Source organism: Klebsiella planticola ATCC 33531 (genome assembly GCF_000735435.1).
Classification (GTDB): domain Bacteria; phylum Pseudomonadota; class Gammaproteobacteria; order Enterobacterales; family Enterobacteriaceae; genus Klebsiella; species Klebsiella planticola.
In genome coordinates this window covers 111263-131721 of sequence record NZ_JMPP01000018.1, presented here as the reverse complement: position 1 = coordinate 131721, position 20459 = coordinate 111263, and the positions used below count along the sequence as shown (strand labels likewise).

Genomic DNA, 20459 nt, shown 5'->3' with positions numbered 1-20459 from the left:
ACTCCTGAATTAATGTTTGGCCGGTTCAACCGGGGTGGCGTCCAGCGCCGGGGAAAAAGGTCGCGATGCGTCCCACGTCGAGCGACAGCGCGAGAGCGTAAAAGCGGAGATAAGGGTAAACAGCAGAGCGCAGCTGCCCATCAGCAGATAAGTATGCTCAAAGCCGATTTTGTCGTAGAGGTAGCCCGCCGGCGGCGCCACCACAATAGAACCGACGTAGATCATCGCCTGATAGCCCAGCAGGTACATCGTGGCGTTGACTCTGCGGTCAAAGTGCTCGGCGATGTATTTAAAGACCGAAATCAGCAACAGCGCGATTTCGACGCCATAAAACGGTTTGATAATCGAGATGATCACCGGATCGCTGGTCAAGCCTGAGGCGATCAGCCTGGCCCCGACAACGCAGCCGCAGAACAGCAGCCCCCGCTTTGCGCCGTAGTGATTCACCAGCAGCGGAATGAACATCATCATCACGAATTCCATACCGGACTGCACGGTGCTGAGATAGCCGTACCAGGCATTCCCCTGCTCTTTGGTGGCAAAAAAGGAGACGAAGTAGCGCGGAAACTGCTGCTCAGCAATAAACATCATCCATGCGACACCGGCGACATACAGGCTGAACATCCAGAATTTACGGCTTTTCAGTAACTGCATCACGTCGCTAAAAACGATTTTGTTCGCCGAAATCACGCTGTTGTTACGCAACTGCTCATCGCCGATCTTCAGGCTGATTAATACCAGCAGCATCAGGAGCGACGTGCTGCTGCTCAACAGAAAGTTGGCCAGCGGCGTGAAGTTGAACAGCAGCCCGGAAACGGAAGCGGCCATCGCCCAGCCGAGCGATCCCCACATGCGAATACGACCGAACTCCAGGCCGTACAGCCGGCTAAAGCGATCGGCATACGATTCCGACGCCGCGACGCCCGCATACCAGCCAAGACTTAAATAGAGCGCGCCAAGGATGATGCCGATCGTCGTGTGGCTTTGCAGCAGAGGTTGATAGACGAAGGCAAAGAACGGCGCCATCAAGGCCGACACGGCGCAGACAAAATAGAGCAGCCATTTGCTCATACCGATCTTGTCCATGATGTAGCCGTAAACCGGCTTCAGGATCACCGCGAACACGCCGTTGATGGCGAAAACGCTGCCGATGGTGATGCTATCGAGGCCGACTTTCTGGCTCAGCCACAGCGCGTAGAGGCCAAAGCTTGAAGACCAGGTAAAAAAGTAGAGAAAGATAAAGGTGCTCATTTTGTACTGTGCGCCACGCACAGAGGATGAAGTGGTCATAGGACGTTCTCCGGGGACAGCGTAAGATGTTTTTCTTCCTGTGCCGTCACGAAGCGTACAGCATCATCGCTGATGAAGGCCTGTGGACAACCCTGCGGTGCAAAGGTGTCGGGATTCCCCGCCCAGACCGCACTTAACAACAGATGTGTTCCTGGTGCTAAATCACCGCGTAACACCGGAACCGCCGCGCGTTCGGCAAACAGCAGGTTGCTGTTAGGCGGCGTCAGTACCGCCTCGCCGCAGCGCCTTTGCGGGCTCAGGCAGAGAATGGCCGACGTATCGGCAGGGGTGATGATCCGGCAGCCGCCCTCCCCGTCCTGCACCTCAGGCAGGGGGCGGTTCGGCACGCTGAATCCCCCTTCGGCCGTATCAAGCGCGCGGGCCGTGCGGATACGATGTACGCGCAGCTGCCAGTCGCCCATCGCGATAAGCCAGGTCTCAATCGCCACATCGCGCCACGGCCGCCAGCGACTGTAAATCATGCCATCGGCAGTCGTCACCGCGTCACAGTCGCGCCGCCCGCGCCAGTAATCATCTTTCTCACAAAGCAGCAGCATGGAGTCAGGCGCAGCGTGGCTTAATCCATAGCGTCCGCGCTCAATCGTGAATCCGTAGCGCGTGGAGTAGGCAAACTTGCAATATTTCGCTTCGGTATTGACGAAGTTATTCCGCTCAAGCTGGCCGGAGGTGAGCATCCACAGATGATCGGTCTGATGCACCAGCACCTGATCGGCGTGCTTGATGCTGTGCTGCGCGGCGAGCGGCGGCAGCGGCAGCTCCGGCGCCAGCCAGAAGGGATCATCCTCACCCATCGCCAGAACCAGCATGGTTTTCAGGGCCCAGTAGGGAGAGCCCGGCGCATTGTAATCCTCGGCCATAATCAGATTCGGGTAGCTATAGCCCACGCTCAGCACGCCATCACGATCGAACAGCGGTTGCTTCAGCCACCAGCGGAGATGGCGCAGGACGATGCCCTTGATCACCCCCGGGGAGAATGCCTCCAGCCCGGCAAAAGCCGCCGCGCTCCAGAAGGCCGCCTGAGCAAAACGGTAAGTCAGGCTGCGACCAAACGGCACGGCCGCCCCGTCGTCGGCAAAAAAATGGATAAAGTCGGCGGAAAACAGCAGCGCCCGATGACGCAGTTCAGCACAGCGCTGCGGGTCGATATTGGCCATCAGCTTCGCGTAAATCAGCCCGTAGAAGTGGAAGCCCATCGAAATGTAATAGTCCCGCGGCCTGTCCGGGCCATCGGAATACCAGCCGTCGCCCAGGTAGTAGCGCTCCATGGCGTTAAAATGCGCTTCCCGCACCTGAGGATTGGTCGGCATCCCGGCGTGATGAAAACCGACCTGTACCAGAATGGGAAAGAAGTGCCAGTTATTGTCCGGGATCGCCTGCGCCTCGCTCTGTTTCAACCAGCGCCAGAGATGGGCTTTCTCCTGCTCGTTGAAATGCGCCAGCACGCTATCGCTCGCCAGCGCTAACAGCAGGCCGTAGGCGGCCATCTCCACGATGCGCTGATCGTAGGGGTTCACTTCTCCCCAGTAATCGGCATGCCGCGGGTTGGTTCCGTTTTTAATGGCCTGCAGGTAGAAAGAAAACTGTTGCGGCTCGCTGCCGCCTGCCAGCAGCGGCGTCACGCCCCATAGCAGGCGCGAGAAGGTTTCCATACTCGCCACGCGTTGCCCGTAATGGGCGGTGAAATTCGCCAGATCGACACGGCTGGCATCATTTTTAAAATTGGGCGACACGGCATTCAGCAGCTCATTGACCAGCTGCCGGAGGTCGTTGCCGGTTCTTAAAGGATTGGTCAGATGAATATTTTCAGGTTGCAAAAGGTCCTCCCGTCATGACACGAGAATTAGATAAGTTATTGTTATTTCGATTTTATAAAATTATTTATACGTCAACGGGAGGAAGGATAGTCGCTTTTATTTGTGCGGCTAAGTGAGCACAATCACAAAATTAAACCGCCATTTCATTTTTGCTGGATATTTCACGCTGCCGGGGGGATAAATTGCAAATGATGGCGTAAAAACTTAAATCTGTTGTCCTGGAGGAAAAATGAGTGAACCACAGCGGCTGGAACGCATCACACTCGATAGCCGGGCGATCTCTTTTAACCGATTGCGCTCAACCAGCGCGATTTACTACCACTGGCACCAGTGCGTCGAATTCCTCTATATCTCCAGCGGCTATGGCATTGTGGTGGTAGATAACCAGCACTACACCGCTCGCCCGGGGCGCCTGTTTATTTTTCCTCCGTTTCGCCTGCACAAAGTCCAGGTCGACCACAGCGAGAAAAATCCCTACCACCGCACCACGATGCATATTGAACAGTCGGTAGTCGAAAGCATTATGGGGGGGTTTTCACGCCATCAGGCACAGTTTGCCGCGCTTGCCGCCAGCAACGCGCCGGCACAAATTTACGACCTCAGCGAACACGGCCCTTTCATGGAGAGAATTCTGACCCAATTTGACGGGCTGTATCACGGCGGGCAGATCGCCACCAGCGAGGTGGCCTTTCTGGTGATGCAGATAATGGGCTTTCTCCCCGCGCTACCCGAGCCATGTATTCCCCGACAGCAGACGGTCGCGTCGCGGATTATGAGCTGGGTGGAGGCTCACTACGCCAACAAATTTTCGCTGGATGAACTCGCCCAGGCGCTGGGCCTGTCGCGCAGCTACACCTCGCGCATATTCCGCCAGCAAACGGGCGGCAGCATCCACGAGTATCTGCTGACGCGCCGAATAAAGCGCAGTTGCGATCTCCTGCGCAGCACCAGCGTCAGTATGGATGAGATTGCGGCCGAAGTCGGATTTCGCGAAGTGACCTACTTTATTACCTGCTTCAGGAAGATGATGGGCCAGACGCCGCTGCAGTACCGCAAGGCGAGTCTGGCCAGAAACAGCGTGCTAACGTAGCCCGCGGGGCTATTTCGAGACGTCCGCGCCGAAATAGTGCCTGGAAATTCGCTGATAGGTGCCGTCGGCGCGAATATCGGCGATGGCGGCATCGATCGCCTGGCGCAGCTCCGGTTCCCCTTTGCGGATCAACACCGCTTCTTGTTCAGCATCGGTTCTTTCCGCCACAATTTTCACCGGCGCGTCGGGCTTGTGCTTTTTGAAATCGAGGAACGAGAGGTTGCTGTTGATGGTCGCATCCGCGCGCCCCTGTGATACCAGGGCGATTGACTGATCAAAGCCATCCGTCCCCACCACCTCCGCGCCATTTTCACGGGCAATTTGCGCGTAGTTGCTGGTCAGCGTGTGGGCGGACTTTTTGCCCTTCAAATCCGCAAAGGTGTGAATATCCTGATTGTTGTTATTCACGATGAGGACCGCTTTCGGGGTGATATAGGGGACCGAAAAATCATATTTCGCCTGACGCTCCGGCGTAATCGAGACCTGATTAATCACCGCGTCGTAGCGATTAGCATCCAGCCCGGCCACCAGACCGTCCCACTTGCCCTCAACAAACTCCGCTTTCACCCCAATCCGGCGGGCAATTTCACGCGCGATATCGACATCAAACCCCACCAGCTTGCCGGAAGTATCATGGTAGGTAAAAGGCGGGAAGGTTCCTTCGGTACCGACTTTAAATACTCCTGCTGATTTTATCTTCGCCAGGTTTTCCCCGGCACAGGCCGCGTGCGTCACGCTCAGTTGAATGGCGGTAGCCAGCAATGCGGTCATCAATACTTTCATCATTCACTCCTTTATCTGGATTGCCGGGTTATTTTTTAAATTTCCCAGGAGTCGGGAAACGTCTCGGTCAGCGTGGAAATAAAAAGCTGCGTACGCGTTTTCTTTGCCCGGGTAAAAATGTCCCGCGAGGTCCCGCTCTCCACAATCTGACCGGACTCGAGGAACACCACCTGGCTGGCAATATTTGCCGCCAGCCGAAGATCGTGGGTCGCCATCAGCATCGTCGTTCCCTCCTGCGCCAGCTGGCGCAAAACGGCGATCACCTCCTGAGCCAGTTCAGGATCCAGCGCCGAGGTCGGCTCATCGCAGAGCAGCACTTTCGGCGAGGGGGCCATCGCCCGGGCAATGGCGACCCGCTGCTGCTGGCCACCGGAGAGCATCGCCGGCCAGGCATGGCGCTTGTGCGCCAGGCCGACTTTAGCAAGCAGCTCTTCCGCCCGTGCCCTTGCCCGTTCACGGGGCCATTTCTGCACCACCATCAGCCCCTGCATAATATTTTCCAGCACCGACAGATGCGGAAATAACTGGAAGTTCTGAAAGACCATGCCGGTTTGCTGGCAAATACGCCGAACGTCTTTACTTTTTGGCGCCGCGGCGGGAGAAAAAATAATCTCCTCATTACCAATCGTTAATTTCCCGGCCTGCGCGATTTCCAGTAAATTAATGCAGCGTAATAATGTACTTTTACCGCTGCCCGATGGGCCAATCAGCGCCGTCACGCTCCCCTCAGGAATCGTTAGCGAAATATCATGCAGCACCTTCTGGCGGGCGAAACTCTTTTCAAGTCCGGACAGCGTTATCATGATGTTCTTCCTTTGCCACCGTATTTCTTTCTAAACGTAATTCCAGCCGGGACTGTAAATATGATAAAACCGAACAAATTAATAAATAGAGCAGAGCCGCTTCGCTATACAGAATAAGCGGCTGATAGGTGACGGCGGCAATACGCTGAGCGGCTAAAAACAGTTCCGGAACGGTAATGACCGAGGCCAGCGAGGTATCCTTAACTAATGAAATAAAGGTGTTCGACAGCGGCGGCACCGCCACTCTCGCCGCCTGCGGCAGAATAATATAACGCAGCGATTGCCCCCAGCTCATGCCAATAGAGTGCGCGGCCTCCCACTGCCCTTTGGCGACCGACAGCAGCGTCGCCCTGATCACCTCCGAGGTAAAGGCGCCGACGTTCAGGGTAAAGCCGATAACCGCGGCCGGAAAGGCGTCAAGGGTGATCCCGACGCTGGGCAGGGCATAAAAAATCAGGAACAGCTGCACCAGCAAAGGCGTACCGCGGATAATCCAGACATAAAAACGCACCACGTTTTTCAACGGTGCCGGGCCATATAAACGAATCAGCGCGACAATAAACCCCAGCAGCAGTCCGAGGAAAAATGAAATTAAGGTTATGGGAATAGTAAAAACCAGCCCGGCATAGAGCATCGGCCAAAACGAGCTTATTGCTAATGAAATAAATTCCGGCACATATCACCTTTCTGCAAATCATCATTATTTATTACTGTTCTTTCCGGGGAACAGCTTATTAAAAGAGCTTACCATGCAGAACACCGCATCAGCATGTATCAATACTGGCATTAAATAGCCGACTTTGTGCTTTGCGCGGGCCGACCACTACTCGTTGTTGCCGCGCCTGCGGCGCGTCGCTGACGCGACCAATGAATTTGCGCAGCTGGCGAAAAAATAATAATCACCAACCATAAAAATCTCCTGCAGCCTATGGAATATTTTCGCCAATCCTTTGCCGAAATAAAGATAAGCGTCGCCAGGAAAGGGATAATCCGGTGAAAAATACGGCAAAAAAGGGCTTATCTGGAAATCAACACACCCAGGCGGCTAACAGGCTTTCCCTCCGGATGGCTAAAAAGCATCTTATATTCCATTTCGCTCTTAATGGCGGACAAATATTCTTTAAATTACCAATTTTGCAGACCTACCATTCAAATATCTCGATACGAATGGGCAAATAGTTATGTCAGTCTTTCACTCCATTAGCGACCTGATTGGTCACACTCCCCTGCTTCAACTGCATAAGCTGGATACCGGCCCCTGCAGCCTGTTTTTAAAGCTGGAAAACCAGAACCCCGGCGGGTCGATTAAAGACCGCGTTGCGCTGTCGATGATCAACGAGGCGGAACGGCTGGGGAAATTAAAACCCGGCGGTACCCTTATTGAAGCGACGGCGGGTAACACCGGGCTGGGGCTGGCGCTGATCGCCGCGCAAAAAAATTACGCCCTGACGCTGGTGGTTCCCGATAAAATGAGCCGGGAGAAAATTTTCCATCTCCGCGCCCTGGGAGCCAAAGTGCTCCTCACCCGCTCGGATGTGAATAAGGGCCACCCGGCCTATTATCAGGATTATGCGCGCCGCCTGGCGGAGGAAACACCGGGCGCTTTCTATATTGACCAGTTCAATAACGAAGCCAACCCGCTGGCGCACGCCACCACTACCGCGCCCGAAATATACGATCAGCTCGACGGGGATATCGACGCCATCGTCGTCGGCGTCGGCTCCGGCGGCACCCTCGGCGGCCTGCAGGCCTGGTTTGCCAGACACTCGCCAAAAACCGAATTTATTCTTGCCGACCCGGCGGGATCGATCCTTGCCGACCAGGTTGAAACCGGGCGCTACGGTGCAACAGGCTCCTGGCTGGTCGAAGGGATTGGCGAAGACTTCATTCCACCGCTGGCCCATCTGGACGGCGTCCGAACGGCCTATCGCATCAGCGATAGCGAAGCGTTCGCGACCGCCCGCCAGCTCTTACAAAGCGAGGGCGTGCTTGCCGGTTCGTCAACCGGCACCTTACTGAGTGCCGCGCTGCGCTACTGCCGGGCGCAGACCACCGCGAAACGAGTGCTCACCTTCGCCTGCGACAGCGGCAACAAATACCTCTCCAAAATGTTTAACGACGACTGGATGCGCCAGCAGGGCCTGTTGAGCCGGCCGACGCGCGGCGATTTAAGCGATTTTATCGCCCTGCGCCACGATGAGGGAGCCACCGTTACCGCCGCCCCGGATGACACCCTCGCCGCCATTCTCGCGCGCATGCGTCTGTATGACATTTCACAGCTGCCGGTACTGGAAAACGGCCGCGTCGTCGGCATCGTCGACGAGTGGGATCTGATCAGCCACGTCGGGGGCGACAGCCGGCGCTTTTCACTGCCCGTTGGCGAGGCGATGACCCGCAACGTAGAAACGCTGGATAAACACGCGCCGGAAAGCGCATTGAAAGCCATTTTCGATCGCGGCCTGGTGGCCGTTATCGCTGACAACGAACGCTTTTTGGGTCTCATCACCCGCAGCGACGTGCTGACGACCTGGCGCAACCGACTTGAACACTAAGGACGAAAGATGAAAAATTTGCATACGTTGAGCGTACATAGCGGCATCTTTAACGACGGGCACGGCGCCGTTATGCCGCCGATTTACGCCACTTCCACCTTTGCCCAACCCGCGCCGGGGCAACATACCGGCTATGAATACTCGCGCAGCGGCAACCCGACCCGCCACGCGCTGGAGACGGCGATTGCCGAGCTGGAGAGCGGCGCCCGCGGCTACGCGTTTGCATCAGGGCTGGCGGCGATTTCCACCGTCCTCGAGCTGCTGGATAAAGACAGCCATCTGGTGGCCGTCGATGATGTCTACGGCGGCACCTGGCGGCTGCTCGAAAATGTCCGCCGTCACAGCGCGGGGCTGCGGGTCAGTTGGGTCAAGCCCGACGATCTGGCCGGCATTGAAGCGGCCATTCAGCCGGATACGCGCATGATCTGGGTCGAAACCCCGACCAACCCGCTGCTGAAGCTGGCGGATCTCAGCGCCATCGCGGCGATTGCCCGTCGGCACAATATTATCAGCGTCACCGATAACACCTTTGCCTCGCCGGTCATCCACCGTCCCCTCGAGCTGGGCTTCGATATCGTGGTCCATTCGGCGACCAAGTACCTGAACGGCCACTCCGACGTTGTCGCCGGGCTGGCGGTCGTCGGTGACAATCGCGATCTGGCGGAGAAGCTGGGCTATCTGCAAAATGCGGTGGGCGGCGTACTTGACCCGTTCAGCAGCTTCCTGACGCTACGCGGTATCCGGACACTCGCGCTGCGTATGGAGCGTCACAGCAGCAATGCGCTGGCCCTCGCCGAATGGCTTGAACAGCAGCCGCAGGTGGAAAAAGTCTGGTTCCCGTGGCTGGCATCGCACCCCCACCATCAGCTGGCGCGCCGGCAGATGGCCCTCCCCGGCGGGATGATTTCCGTGGTGGTGAAAGGCGATGATACCTATGCGCAGCAGGTCATCAGCAGGCTGAAGCTGTTTACGCTGGCAGAGAGTCTGGGGGGCGTGGAGAGCCTGGTCAGCCAACCGTTCAGCATGACCCATGCTTCGATTCCGCTGGAACAACGGCTGGCCAATGGCATCACGCCTCAGTTGATCCGTCTCTCCGTCGGGATTGAAGATCCGCAGGATCTGATCGCCGACTGGCAGCACGCTTTAGGCGACTGAAAAAAAATCCGCCGCCGGAATCATGCTGGCCACCGCAGGCCAGCAGATTTTTCACGGCGTATTGGGGATTTGCCGAGACATGCCGATGTCGGTCACGGTAGTTTGGGAGAAGGAACGTTTTCTGGCGCGGGTTCTGCGGAACGTGCCAACGTGGCCTGACAGGCCGCACGCAGGTGCGCCAGCTTTCGCCAGGCGGCCTTAAAATAGCCGTCTCGCTGACCGCCGTTCATAAATAGCGTTTTCCCTCTTTCAGCACATGCTCTACGAAGCGGGTCAGCTTCGGCAGCGGGCGAAGATCCTGACGCCAGAGTAAATGTACCGGACGCGGATGGGGGGTATAGGCCTCCAGCACCCGCACCAGTTTGCCGCTGGCCAGCGCCTCGCTCAGTAAAACCTCCGGCTGGAGCAGCAGCCCGGCTCCGGCTATCGCCGCCATGCGCAGGCCGTAACCATCATTGCAGCGCAGAATCACATCGCGCTTCCAGCGCACCGTGTCTTGCGCGCCCGGCAATGTCCACTCATTGCGCGCCGTCCACACCGTATGGGACAGACAACGATGATCGACCAAATCCGCCGGTACGACTGGCGTACCGTGACGAGCCAGGTAAGCGGGCGCGGCGCAAATCACCATCCGATAAGGACAGAGATATTTCGCCACCAGATCGGTGTGGTGAATATCACCAATACGGATCGCCAGATCGAAGCCCTCATCGACGAGATCGATCATCCGGTTAGTCAGATCCAGTTCGATGCGAACATCCGGCCACGCCTGTAAAAACGAGGCGGTCAGCGGCGCAATCACGCAGGCGCCAAAAGAGGTCGGCGCGCTGATGCGCAGCGTCCCGGCCGGCGCCAGTCGCAATCGTTCGACCGAGCTTTCGGCAATCGCGACCTGTTCAAGTACCCGTTTGGCCTCTTCATAATAGACGCGCCCGGCATCAGTCAGACTCTGGCGCCGGGTGTTGCGCTCAAGCAGTCGGGTGCCAAGCTCTCGCTCCGTCAGGGCGATATATTTACCGACCATGACCGCCGACATCTCCAGCCGCGATGCCGCGTCGGTAAAACTGCCGCACTCCACCACGGCAATAAACGTCTCCATTCCGCGTAGCTTATCCATATTACAAATCTCTGGTTAGTAATCATCTAACTTTTAGCCAGTTTATCCGATAACTGTTTCATTAAAGAATAGAGGCTCACAACCGATCAGGAGTCAGCCATGAAAATCGTCGTTATTGGTGCCAGCGGTACCGTCGGGCGCGCCGTCGCCGAAGAACTGAGCCGTCAACATCAAGTCATTCGCGTAGGTCGCACTCAGGGCGATCTTCAGGTGGATATCACCTCTCAGCCGAGCGTCGAAGCTCTCTTTGAAAAAGTCGGCCGGGTCGATGCGATTGTCTCGGCTACCGGCAATCTGTTCTTTGGCCCGCTGGCGTCCATGACGGACCGGGATTTCAACCAGGGCCTGCAGGACAAACTGCTGGGGCAAATCCGCCTGGCGCTAACCGGGCAGCATTATCTCAATGAAGGCGGTTCGATTACGCTTATCAGCGGCATTGTGGCCCATGAACCGATTGCCCAGGGCGTCAACGCCACAACGGTGAATGCCGGGCTGGAGGGCTTTGTCCGCGCCGCCGCCTGCGAACTGCCGCGTGGGATCCGTATCAACCTGATAAGCCCCACCGTACTGGCGGAGTCGCTCGCCGCTTATGACGGTTTCTTCCCCGGCTTCACCAGCGTCCCCGCTGCCGCCGTTGCTCAGGCCTATCGCCGCAGCGTGGAAGGGATACAGAGCGGCCGGGTGTACACCGTCGGCTACTGACCGCTGAGAGCACAGACAGCCTCTGCCCGGTCAGAGGCTGTTATCCCCGGCACAATAGCGGGGGACGACAGCCGTTTCCAGCCGCGATATTCGCGACAAAATAAAGAGAAAAGAGAGTACCAGGTGTTGTAAATATTGATCTGCTGCACACTCCCGATAAATGCATTTCATTGTGAAGCGCCACGCACAATTTATTGCCCTGGGCCATCCTTTCAACACCTCAATCACTGTATACCATGGTGTAACAGACTGATTTTCAGAGTGTAAGTGCTATTCCCTCATAAATATCATTGCTTAATACCGGGATGATCGCTTTTCCACATATTTAGCAGGCCTTTCTCATTCGACTGTACAACCAATCATTCCAGGCAATGGCCATCGCTACGGAGTTTTATCTGTCTGAAAATAACCTTCCAGCGGGTTAATTATTAAATCTCAATTAAAGCAGCATAAATCGCTAAAAAATAGATTTAACGGTTTATTCAGCGCGTTGATTCAGGATCGAGGACGCAGGTAAAGCATTTTTTTTATATCGACGTTCGACATTTTTAATAATTTCTAAAATGATGCGAGATTGTGACAATAGTAAACGAAATGTTATGATGAGTAGATTAGCTGTACTCCTCATTGGAATATCCATCTAACGCTGATTTAGCCCTACAGTGATGAGAGAGCACCATGACTAAACCTCAATCCGTTCATGTTGAAAACCTCGAAAGTAATACCATAAGACCTATTCCTCTTAATATGCGACACGGTAAACCTGGCGATCTTTTTACCATTTGGTTCGGCTCGAATATCATGTTATTAACCGTGATCACCGGTGCCATGTCGGTGACCATTTTCCACCTTTCTTTTTTCTGGTCCGTGATTGCCCTGCTGATCGGCAGCCTGGTTGGCGGTCTTTTTATGGCATTACATTCGGCGCAGGGTCCGAGGCTCGGCGTGCCGCAAATGGTGCAAACTAAGGGACAGTTTGGCTCCTACGGGTCGGTACTGGTGGTATCGATCGTGGTATTAATGTATATCGGATTTACCGCCTCCAGCCTGGTATTAGGCGGGCAGTCAATGCACGCTATCTATAAGCCGATGAACGCCGACGTCGGGATTATTATCGTCGGGGCGCTCAGTTTATTCGCCACCATCTTTGGCTATAAAATCATCCACTCCTACGCCAGAATTATGTCGTGGATTTCCGGTATTGTACTGGCCGCCACATTTCTGTGGATCGTGTTTGTGCATGGCCTGCCGGTTGATTTCCTCGATCGCGGCGGCTTTAACAAAGTTGGCTTCCTCGGCGCGGTATCCATAGCGGCGCTGTGGCAACTGGCCTATGCCCCCTATGTCTCTGACTATTCACGCTATATGCCCTACAGCACCAACGATAAAAGCGTTTTTTATGCCAGCTATTTTGGCTGCATTTTAGGCTCCTACCTGCCGATGGTCCTCGGCGTGCTGGTGGCTATCTGTATTAGTAATGATGATATTATTCAAGGCATTATAGATCTGACCGGTGGAATGGGCGCCCTGGTCATTGTGGTACTGGCACTGGGGATCGCCGCCACGAACTCCATGATGTTGTACTGCGGGGTTCTCTGCACCTTGACCCTGGGCCAGACTTTTATTGATGGCTGGTCGCCGATGGCCCGCGCCAGAATAATTACCGCCATCCTGACGATGATTCTCGAAATATCGCTGGCGATCTATGGTCAGGAAAACTTTTTATTAATCTACACCAACTTTATCACCGTGCTGTTATACGTGCTGGTGCCGTGGACGGCGATTAATCTGGTGGATTACTATCTGGTCGCTCATGGCGAATATGAAGTTGAGTCCTTTTTTAAACGCGATGGCGGAATCTACGGTTATTTTAATACCACGGCTATTTTCTGTTATTTACTGGGAATCGCCGTGGAGGTGCCGTTTATGTCGACGGCGATCTACAGCGGACCTGTTGCGCTGTCATTTGGCGGCGCTGACTTATCATGGATTATTGGTTTGCTGGTTGTTTCTCCTGTCTATTATTACCTCTCCAGAGCGAAGACGGTCAAGAAGATGGCCTTTGTGAAAGAGAAAATTTAAAGCCACAGATTCCCTCAGTAATCATTTAGCTCCGGACAGATTCCGGAGCTTTTTTTATTGCTGGCGGGCAACAGGAAACGACCGCGGAGAATTAAAGAACGGCCTGAGCGAAAATAGAGAGCGGAAAAAATGCGGGAACAGAGAATGACGGAAATGCGCCCGGCCCCGGGCGCAAAAGATTCAGGAGGCCGCCATCCAGCGGCGCAGGTTATCCAGCATCGCCAGACATTGATCCAGCTGCGTCAGGGCAATAAATTCATCCGGCTTGTGCCCCTGCTCCATACTTCCCGGCCCACAAATCAAGGTTGCCACACCCGCTTCGTCAAACAGCCCGCCTTCTGTGCCAAAGGCGACGGTGGAGAACGTATCATTTCCCGCCCATTGCGCCAGCCAACCGGCAAAGGCCGACTGCGGATCGCTCAGCAGGCCGGGATACTGGCTGAGCGGCTGAAAGCGGATCGTTGCCTCCTCCGCCACCGCGCGCATCGCCTGCTCCAGTTCATCTTCGGCATACGCCTGCAGTCCGGAGAGCGTCTCAGCGAGCGACACATCCGGCAAATGGCGGATTTCAAAATCGAACTGGCAGCGCTCAGGCACAATATTGAGCGCCGCGCCGCCCGTAATCAGCCCCACCTGTACGGTGCTGTACGGCGGGTCGAAGCGCGCATCCTGCCTGAGCGCCAGCTTTTCACCCAATACGCCTAAGCGGGTAATCAGCTTCGCCGCATACTCGATGGCATTCACGCCATCGGGAGCATAGGCCGAATGGCAGGCCTTACCGTGAATATGGCAGCGCATGGCTAGTTTGCCTTTATGGCCGTAGACCGGGCGCATCTCCGTCGGCTCACCGATAATGCACAGCGCAGGCTTATCCTTTGAGGCTTTGAGATGGTTCACCAGACTGCGGACGCCGAGACATCCCACCTCCTCATCATAGGAAAAGGCCAGATGCAGAGGCATGCTTAACGGTTGTGCGAGGAAAGCGGGAACAGAGGCCAGCACGCAGGCAATAAAGCCCTTCATGTCGGTGCTGCCGCGCCCGTAGCACAGGCCATCGCGGAGGGTAAGTGCAAAAGGAGGGACCGTCCAGCGCTGGCCGTCAACCGGCACCACATCGGTATGGCCGGAGAGCATTACCCCCCCTGGCCCCGGCGGCCCCAGGCGGGAGTAAAGATTGGCTTTTTTGCCGTCGTCATCGTAGAACAGCCGGCATTCAATGCCAAAACCGCTCAGAAAGCGGTTTATGTAATCGATCATCTCGAGATTGGATTCGCGACTGGTGGTATCAAAAGACAGTAGCGTTGCCAGTATCGACTGCAGCTCATTATTCATCGCCCGGTACTCCGTAACTGGGGGCCTCCCGCGGGTCGAGCGCGCGCGTGATATAGGCCTGCATCTGCGGCTCATAGGCCTGCCAGAGCGCGGCCAGCTCGCCGATGGGATCGTCCTCGCTCCAGTCAATGCGCAAATCCACCAGCGGCCACGAATAATCATCCACGACCTTCACCGCCGCAGAGTGAACCGGACCGGCCTCACCGCCGCAGGCCAGACCGGCCTGTAGCGCGGCCAGCAGGCGCAGCGCCATTTCGCCTTCGCTCTGCTGAAACCCCGCCACCATCGCCTCAATAACCGCCGTGCTGGCCAGCATATTTCCAGCGGCAATACAGTTTTCTCCTTCGGCAACATGATAGATACCGAGGGTTTTATCGCCGCTGAAGGCGGCGGTTTGTCCATTGGCGTCGATGGCGATAATCTGCCGGTAGCGGCTGAAATCATCCTCCGCCAGCGCCCTGCGCAACGCGATATCCGGCGCTAGTCCCTGTTCCAGCTGCGCTAACGCCAGCTGACCCAGCGCCGGTAAGGTGATGTTCTGACTGGATACCGCCCCCACCCCGGCCTGTAGCCAGGGACAGCGGGCGCCGACGGCAATGCTGGAGGAGCTGAGCGCAATCCCAAACTGCCCGCTTTCCGGGCAATATGCTACGATAGAAAAGGTCATCGTCGCTCCTTACTTCACGAAATCATCGGGAATGACGGCAATCACATCGATCTCCATCAGCCATTGCGGCTGCGCCAGCGCGGAAATCACCAGCCCCGTGGAGATCGGGAAAACCCCCTTCAGCCATTTCCCCACCTCCTGATACACCGGCTCACGATAACGCGGGTCAATGATATAGGTCGTGGTTTTCACGATGTGCGACAGGTCGCTTCCGGCCTCTTCCAGCAGCTGTTTGACGTTTTTCATCGCCTGCTCGGCCTGAGCCTGCGGGTCGCCCAAACCGACCAGGTTACCGGCAAAATCGGTTCCCACCTGACCGCGCACGTAGACGGTATTCCCGGCGCGAACCGCCTGGCATAAATCGTTATCCAGGCTCTGATTGGGGTAAGTCTCTTTAGTATTAAACATGCGAATACGGGTATGCGTTGGCATCTTTTTTATCCTGTTTAGTGGGCGAACGTTCAGCGCCGATCGGCGGCCTGGTACTGGCTGTACTTACGCTGGGTGGCAATATGGTCAGCAATGTGTTTCGCGTCATGCCAGACGCCCCAGATGAAGGTAGATCCCCGGCGTGACAGCCACGGCAGTCCGAGAAAATAGACCCCGGGTTCACTGGAGACGCCGCGTTGATGCTGCGGACGGCGTTGCTCATTAAAAGCATTCACGTTGAGCCAGCTGTAATCCACGGCGTAGCCGGTCGCCCAGATAATGGTGGTGATCCCCGCCTCCGCGAGATTCAGGGAGAGGATCGGCGAAGTCATACACGACGGGTCAGGTAAAAACTCGCGGGCGGCCGGTTCTTCCGGCAGATCCAGACCATTGGCCGCAATGTAGGCATCTGCGGCATCCAGCAGCGCCAGGTAGTTCTCATCCCCGCGTCGGATGTTGTCGCACAGGTCCGGCTGAAAGGTCGCCGTCCCGGATTCAAAGGCTTTCGTCAGCCCGACCAGGGTGATGCCACGATGCGCCAGCTCGCGGAAGTCCACGGTGTGCCCGCCATGAGCGCCGCTGACGGCGATAGTGACATGCTCTTTGCCCGGGGCGCTGGCGGGGGCATCCCACATGCCCAGCACTCCCAACCACCAGCAGAAGTCCCGGTTGCGATATGCGCGCGGCGGGCGGTCGTGCGCGCCGACGGATAAATAGACCCGACGGCCGGCACGCTGAAGCTCGTCGGCAATCTGCACGCCGGAAGAGCCCGCGCCAACGACCAGCACGGCGCCCTCAGGAAGCTGCTGCGGGTTGTAGTATCGGGCGGAGTGGATTTGATGAATGCTGCCCTCTTGCGGCGCAATCGGTGGAATGACCGGTTTTTGAAACGGCCCGGTCGCGGCAACAATACGCTGGGCCTCAATGACGCCCTCCGTGGTCTCAATGGTAAACCCCGGTCGCCCGCTGTTGCGCACCGCGCTTTTGACTTCAACGCCGGTACGCACCGGCAGATTGAAGGCCCTGACGTAATCTTCAAAGTATTCCGCCACATCGTCTTTGGGAATGAAGCTGTCGGGATTTCCCCCTTTAAATTCCATCCCCGGAAAACGGTCATGCCACGCCGGACCATTTGCCACCAGCGAGTCCCAGCGCCCGGTTCGCCAGGCTTCGGCGATGCGGTTTTTCTCGATAACCAGATGTGAGATCCCCAGCGTTGTCAGATGCTCACTCATGGCAATACCGGCCTGACCCCCGCCAACAATCAACGTATCAATGTTCGTTTTTTCTACGGTCATAAATGTGTCCTTCGAATGGTGTTCAATCGCCAGGAATAAACCACTGCGCAGGACCGAGGTTAATAAACCGTAACAAGCAGGTAAATTATTATAAATTTAGAACCTGAGAATAAAATAGTGATGCAGAACGCAGTATCTTGAATCTACTGAATAAAAATATTATTTCTAGCAGATTACCGATAAAAGATAATCCGGCGAGCGCCTGATTATTCATAAAAAATAAATCGCAAGCCATCAAGCCTATTAAAAATATATTCAGAGGCTCGTTTTTTTATATTTAACATCACCGGCAGAGACTGATACGGCCCGCAACAGGGCGAGCCGTCTCTTATTCTCCGCTGAATTTACGCCACCCGCGTATCAATGTCCGCCGGGCTGAGCACCGCATGGCGACAATATTCCATAAATAGTTTAGTCGGTTTGGTCGGCTCGCTACTGCGCAAGTGCGCCATCACCAGCGTCGAGTTCGCCATCTCGTCCTGAATTTCCACGCAGCGCACCTGCTGGCCATCGTAGGTCATGTCGGAAACCGGGCGGGTTACCAGCACGGAAAAACCCAGCCCCTGGCCGACCATACAGCGCACCATCTCAATAGACGGCGAGCTATAGGCAACCTGAGGGTTATACCCTTTATCTTTGAAAATACTGATGAAATAGTTTCGACTTGGCACCACGTCCAACAGGACCATCGGCAGGTTATTGAGCTCGGAGAGTTTCACCGTCGCCCGCTGCGCCAGCGGATGATGTGCCGGCAGCAGGGCATAAGGCTTCTGCGGCGCATTGAGGCTTTCGGTGTGAATCGCGCTATCCAGCTCAAGATCATAGAGAAACGCCAGATCGAAACGACCGCGGTGCAGACCGTGAGTAATTTCATGCTGCTCCCCATCGCAAATTTTGAGGGTTATATCGGGATAGATTTTTTTAAATCCGGCGATCAGCGAAGGTAAATAGAGCGGCGCCGCCGTTTCAAAACAGCCTAATGAAATAATGCCGGAGACCAGTTCATTATCCGCTTTTGAATTTTGCTCAAACTGATACGAAAGCCGCAGCAGCTCTTTCGCTTTTTCATAAAAGCGTTGTCCGCTGGGGGTCAGCGAAACCCCTTGCGCATGGTGGCGAATAAAGAACTGCTGTTCAAACATATCTTCCAGGGTTTTAACCGCAATGGAAATTGACGGCTGGGCGATATGTAACTGTCTGGAGGCTTCCGCAATACTCTCTGCTTCGACAACGGCAACAAAGTATTTGAGCTGCTTCAGGGTGAAATGGGGCATGGGACACCTTATTTTTTATTCTCAGAGAGATAAGCTAAATAGCTTTAAACGATGCTCCCCGTCGCCGGCAACCCCGCCAGCGGAAAAAGATCAACAATCCGACGCGGGTCGTACTTTTACAGAAAATTAACAGACAAAGCGCAGGAAAGCTGCGAGCCAACGACAAGCATGCGGCATCCGATCGCAAGGAATGAGGGTCATTCATCTTTTTTTCATTACCTGTTATTAAATCAAACAATATTTAATGTATTTAAAAGGCAGCGGGTGCTGTGCTCATAAAAGCGAAGCATAAAAATAATATCCTTTTAAATACAAAACATTAAAAATTCATCCGCGTAAATTTTATGAATACCGTCACAGAAATAACCGCCCCTCACGCCCCGGAGAATTATCCCCTTTCCGGGACTAGCTACGTTTTTTATAGAGGTTAGCTAGATTTTTAGTCCTTTCTCGTCGCTGCCCCCTCCTGCATCATGAATCAATAGCAACAAATCAATAACAAATAAGCAACACATCAAGGGAGAGGCGCATGTCTGGTATGTCTGATCGAAATTTTTGGCAGGACAAACTGCGGGAGCAACGCTTTATCAGCCACGCGATCGTTGATGGTCGTCCCTACCTCGCCATCAGCCGTAAAGTCTGTCCGGCCGTCAACCCGGCGACCAATAACGTGCTCGCCGGGGTGACGGCGCTGCAAGCAGACGATATTGATATTGCAGTAAAATCATCCCGCGCCAGCTTCGCCTCCGGCGTGTGGTCCGCTCTGGCGCCGCAGGAACGCAAAACCGTACTGCTCAGGCTCTCCGCGCTGATTCTCGAACACCGTGAAGAGCTGGCGCTGCTTGAAAGTGCCAGCATGGGCAAACCGGTCAACGATGCGCTGAATGTTGATATTCCCGGCGCGGCGCACGTCCTGGCCTGGTACGCTGAAAGCGTCGATAAAATTTACGCCGAGGTCGCCCCCACGCGTAACGGGTCGCTCGCCACCCTCACTCGTGAAGCGGTCGGCGTGGTGGCGGCAATCGTACCGTGGAACTTTCCGCTCGATCTGGCCTGCTGGAAACTCGGGCCGGCGCTGGCCGCCGGGAACAGCGTGATCCTCAAACCCTCAGAAAACTCGCCTTTTTCGGCACTGCGCCTGGGTGAACTGGCGCTCGAAGCGGGTCTCCCGCCAGGCGTGCTGAACGTGGTGACCGGTCCCGGCACCGAAACGGGCGCCGCGCTTGGGCTGCATAACGATATTGATGTTATCACCTTCACCGGTTCGACCGCCGTCGGCAAGGCCTTCATGACCTACTCCGCGCAGTCAAACCTGAAACAGGTCTGGCTGGAGTGCGGCGGTAAAAGCGCCAATATCGTCTTTGCTGACTGCCAGGATCTCGACCTGGCGGCGGAGAAAGCCGCTTTCGGTATCTGTTTTAACCAGGGCGAAGTCTGTTCCGCCAACTCACGGCTGCTGGTAGAACGCGCGATTTATGCCGACTTTATCACCCGGGTAGAGGCCAAAATGAAAGCCTGGGCACCGTCTCACCCCTTTGATCCGGCAGCCAAAATGGGCGCGATGGTCAGCGCGGCGCATGCGCAAAAGGTCATACGCGCGATCCGTTCTGCCGAACAGGCCGGCGCACGCGTGCTGACCGGCGGCCGTGAGGTCGAGATTGAAGGGATCGCCAACTACGTTCAGCCCACGCTGCTGGATGGGGTGCACGAAGAGATGTCGCTGTGGAAAGATGAAATTTTCGGCCCGGTGCTTGCCGCTATCCCTTTTGATGATGAACAGCAGGCCATCGAGCTGGCTAATAACCATATTTATGCCCTCGCCGCGTCGATCTGGACAGACGATCTGCACCGCGCGCACCGCGTAGCCGGACGGCTTAACGCCGGCACGGTATCGGTCAATACCGTGGATGCGCTGGACGTCACCGTGCCGTTTGGCGGCAATAAACAGTCTGGTTTTGGTCGGGATTTGTCGCTGCATGCCTTCGACAAATTCACCACCCTTAAAACGACCTGGTTCCAGTTTCGCTAGCAGGCAACGGCCTTGCCTTGC

General features: G+C 55.7%; 17 protein-coding genes. 6 read left to right on the top strand and 11 right to left on the bottom strand.

What is annotated here, in order from left to right:
* Positions 1-9 precede the first annotated feature (9 nt).
* Positions 10-1290, bottom strand: a complete 1281-nt coding sequence (locus GRPL_RS17595) for an oligosaccharide MFS transporter (protein WP_032698786.1) — start codon at positions 1288-1290, stop codon at positions 10-12.
* Positions 1287-3125, bottom strand: a complete 1839-nt coding sequence (locus GRPL_RS17600) for a DUF2264 domain-containing protein (RefSeq protein WP_032698785.1) — start codon at positions 3123-3125, stop codon at positions 1287-1289. Before GRPL_RS17600 ends, GRPL_RS17595 begins: the two co-directional genes overlap by 4 nt.
* Positions 3126-3354: 229 nt before the next feature.
* On the opposite strand from GRPL_RS17600, the gene GRPL_RS17605 reads away from it, so the two are divergent.
* A complete protein-coding gene (locus tag GRPL_RS17605; RefSeq protein WP_032690723.1) occupies positions 3355-4215 on the top strand; it encodes an AraC family transcriptional regulator in 861 nt (286 codons plus the stop codon).
* Positions 4216-4224: 9 nt separating this feature from the next.
* On the opposite strand, the gene GRPL_RS17610 is transcribed toward GRPL_RS17605, so the two are convergent.
* The 3 genes from GRPL_RS17610 to GRPL_RS17620 are packed head-to-tail and all read right to left on the bottom strand — an operon-like array spanning position 4225 to position 6435.
* Entirely contained in the window at positions 4225-4998 is a 774-nt protein-coding gene (locus GRPL_RS17610) for an amino acid ABC transporter substrate-binding protein (protein ID WP_032690722.1), read from the bottom strand.
* A gap of 35 nt (positions 4999-5033) precedes the next feature.
* Complete coding sequence (locus GRPL_RS17615) at positions 5034-5801, bottom strand: amino acid ABC transporter ATP-binding protein (RefSeq protein ID WP_032698784.1); 768 nt, start codon at positions 5799-5801, stop codon at positions 5034-5036.
* Positions 5779-6435, bottom strand: a complete 657-nt coding sequence (locus GRPL_RS17620; RefSeq protein WP_049268324.1) for an amino acid ABC transporter permease — start codon at positions 6433-6435, stop codon at positions 5779-5781. The genes GRPL_RS17615 and GRPL_RS17620 overlap by 23 nt, the downstream gene beginning before the upstream one ends.
* Before the next feature lie 541 nt (positions 6436-6976).
* Here GRPL_RS17620 and GRPL_RS17625 point away from each other — a divergent pair.
* Entirely contained in the window at positions 6977-8353 is a 1377-nt protein-coding gene (locus GRPL_RS17625) for a pyridoxal-phosphate dependent enzyme (protein WP_162180068.1), read from the top strand.
* Positions 8354-8362: 9 nt separating this feature from the next.
* A complete protein-coding gene (locus tag GRPL_RS17630; RefSeq protein ID WP_032690718.1) occupies positions 8363-9508 on the top strand; it encodes a trans-sulfuration enzyme family protein in 1146 nt (381 codons plus the stop codon).
* Between the two features lie 226 nt (positions 9509-9734).
* On the opposite strand, the gene GRPL_RS17635 is transcribed toward GRPL_RS17630, so the two are convergent.
* Positions 9735-10625 (bottom strand): LysR family transcriptional regulator, encoded by an 891-nt coding sequence (locus tag GRPL_RS17635; RefSeq protein ID WP_032698780.1) that lies wholly within the window; start codon positions 10623-10625, stop codon positions 9735-9737.
* 99 nt (positions 10626-10724) lie between these two features.
* Between GRPL_RS17635 and GRPL_RS17640 the strand changes: the two genes are divergently transcribed.
* Positions 10725-11327, top strand: coding sequence for a short chain dehydrogenase (locus GRPL_RS17640; protein WP_032698778.1), 603 nt, complete (start codon positions 10725-10727; stop codon positions 11325-11327).
* 678 nt (positions 11328-12005) lie between these two features.
* Positions 12006-13409 carry a purine-cytosine permease family protein gene (locus GRPL_RS17645; RefSeq protein WP_032697571.1) on the top strand — a complete coding sequence of 468 codons (1404 nt, stop codon included), beginning with the start codon at positions 12006-12008 and terminating at the stop codon, positions 13407-13409.
* Positions 13410-13589: 180 nt separating this feature from the next.
* Here the strand turns inward: GRPL_RS17645 and argE are convergent, their stop codons facing one another.
* From argE to GRPL_RS17670, 5 genes are all read right to left on the bottom strand, one after another.
* Positions 13590-14741, bottom strand: a complete 1152-nt coding sequence (gene argE, locus GRPL_RS17650; RefSeq protein WP_032698777.1) for an acetylornithine deacetylase — start codon at positions 14739-14741, stop codon at positions 13590-13592.
* Positions 14734-15408: a DUF1028 domain-containing protein gene (locus GRPL_RS17655; RefSeq protein WP_032698776.1), complete on the bottom strand. Its 675-nt coding sequence runs from the start codon at positions 15406-15408 to the stop codon at positions 14734-14736. Before GRPL_RS17655 ends, argE begins: the two co-directional genes overlap by 8 nt.
* A gap of 9 nt (positions 15409-15417) precedes the next feature.
* Positions 15418-15840 (bottom strand): RidA family protein, encoded by a 423-nt coding sequence (locus tag GRPL_RS17660; protein ID WP_004867660.1) that lies wholly within the window; start codon positions 15838-15840, stop codon positions 15418-15420.
* Positions 15841-15869: 29 nt separating this feature from the next.
* Positions 15870-17135 (bottom strand): flavin-containing monooxygenase, encoded by a 1266-nt coding sequence (locus GRPL_RS17665; protein WP_032698775.1) that lies wholly within the window; start codon positions 17133-17135, stop codon positions 15870-15872.
* 344 nt (positions 17136-17479) lie between these two features.
* A complete protein-coding gene (locus tag GRPL_RS17670) occupies positions 17480-18409 on the bottom strand; it encodes a LysR family transcriptional regulator (protein WP_032698774.1) in 930 nt (309 codons plus the stop codon).
* 538 nt (positions 18410-18947) lie between these two features.
* Here GRPL_RS17670 and GRPL_RS17675 point away from each other — a divergent pair.
* Complete coding sequence (locus tag GRPL_RS17675) at positions 18948-20438, top strand: aldehyde dehydrogenase (RefSeq protein ID WP_032697635.1); 1491 nt, start codon at positions 18948-18950, stop codon at positions 20436-20438.
* Positions 20439-20459 lie beyond the last annotated feature (21 nt).

Bases quoted from the DNA above. Each gene is read 5' to 3' on its own strand.
- GRPL_RS17595 (WP_032698786.1), bottom strand. From the start codon at position 1,290: ATGACCACTTCATCCTCTGTGCGTGGCGCACAGTACAAAATGAGCACC.
- GRPL_RS17605 (WP_032690723.1), top strand. From the start codon at position 3,355: ATGAGTGAACCACAGCGGCTGGAACGCATCACACTCGATAGCCGGGCG.
- GRPL_RS17610 (WP_032690722.1), bottom strand. From the start codon at position 4,998: ATGAAAGTATTGATGACCGCATTGCTGGCTACCGCCATTCAACTGAGC.
- GRPL_RS17615 (WP_032698784.1), bottom strand. From the start codon at position 5,801: ATGATAACGCTGTCCGGACTTGAAAAGAGTTTCGCCCGCCAGAAGGTG.
- GRPL_RS17620 (WP_049268324.1), bottom strand. From the start codon at position 6,435: ATGCTCTATGCCGGGCTGGTTTTTACTATTCCCATAACCTTAATTTCA.
- GRPL_RS17630 (WP_032690718.1), top strand. From the start codon at position 8,363: ATGAAAAATTTGCATACGTTGAGCGTACATAGCGGCATCTTTAACGAC.
- GRPL_RS17635 (WP_032698780.1), bottom strand. From the start codon at position 10,625: ATGGATAAGCTACGCGGAATGGAGACGTTTATTGCCGTGGTGGAGTGC.
- GRPL_RS17640 (WP_032698778.1), top strand. From the start codon at position 10,725: ATGAAAATCGTCGTTATTGGTGCCAGCGGTACCGTCGGGCGCGCCGTC.
- GRPL_RS17645 (WP_032697571.1), top strand. From the start codon at position 12,006: ATGACTAAACCTCAATCCGTTCATGTTGAAAACCTCGAAAGTAATACC.
- argE (WP_032698777.1), bottom strand. From the start codon at position 14,741: ATGAATAATGAGCTGCAGTCGATACTGGCAACGCTACTGTCTTTTGAT.
- GRPL_RS17655 (WP_032698776.1), bottom strand. From the start codon at position 15,408: ATGACCTTTTCTATCGTAGCATATTGCCCGGAAAGCGGGCAGTTTGGG.
- GRPL_RS17660 (WP_004867660.1), bottom strand. From the start codon at position 15,840: ATGCCAACGCATACCCGTATTCGCATGTTTAATACTAAAGAGACTTAC.
- GRPL_RS17665 (WP_032698775.1), bottom strand. From the start codon at position 17,135: ATGACCGTAGAAAAAACGAACATTGATACGTTGATTGTTGGCGGGGGT.
- GRPL_RS17670 (WP_032698774.1), bottom strand. From the start codon at position 18,409: ATGCCCCATTTCACCCTGAAGCAGCTCAAATACTTTGTTGCCGTTGTC.
- GRPL_RS17675 (WP_032697635.1), top strand. From the start codon at position 18,948: ATGTCTGATCGAAATTTTTGGCAGGACAAACTGCGGGAGCAACGCTTT.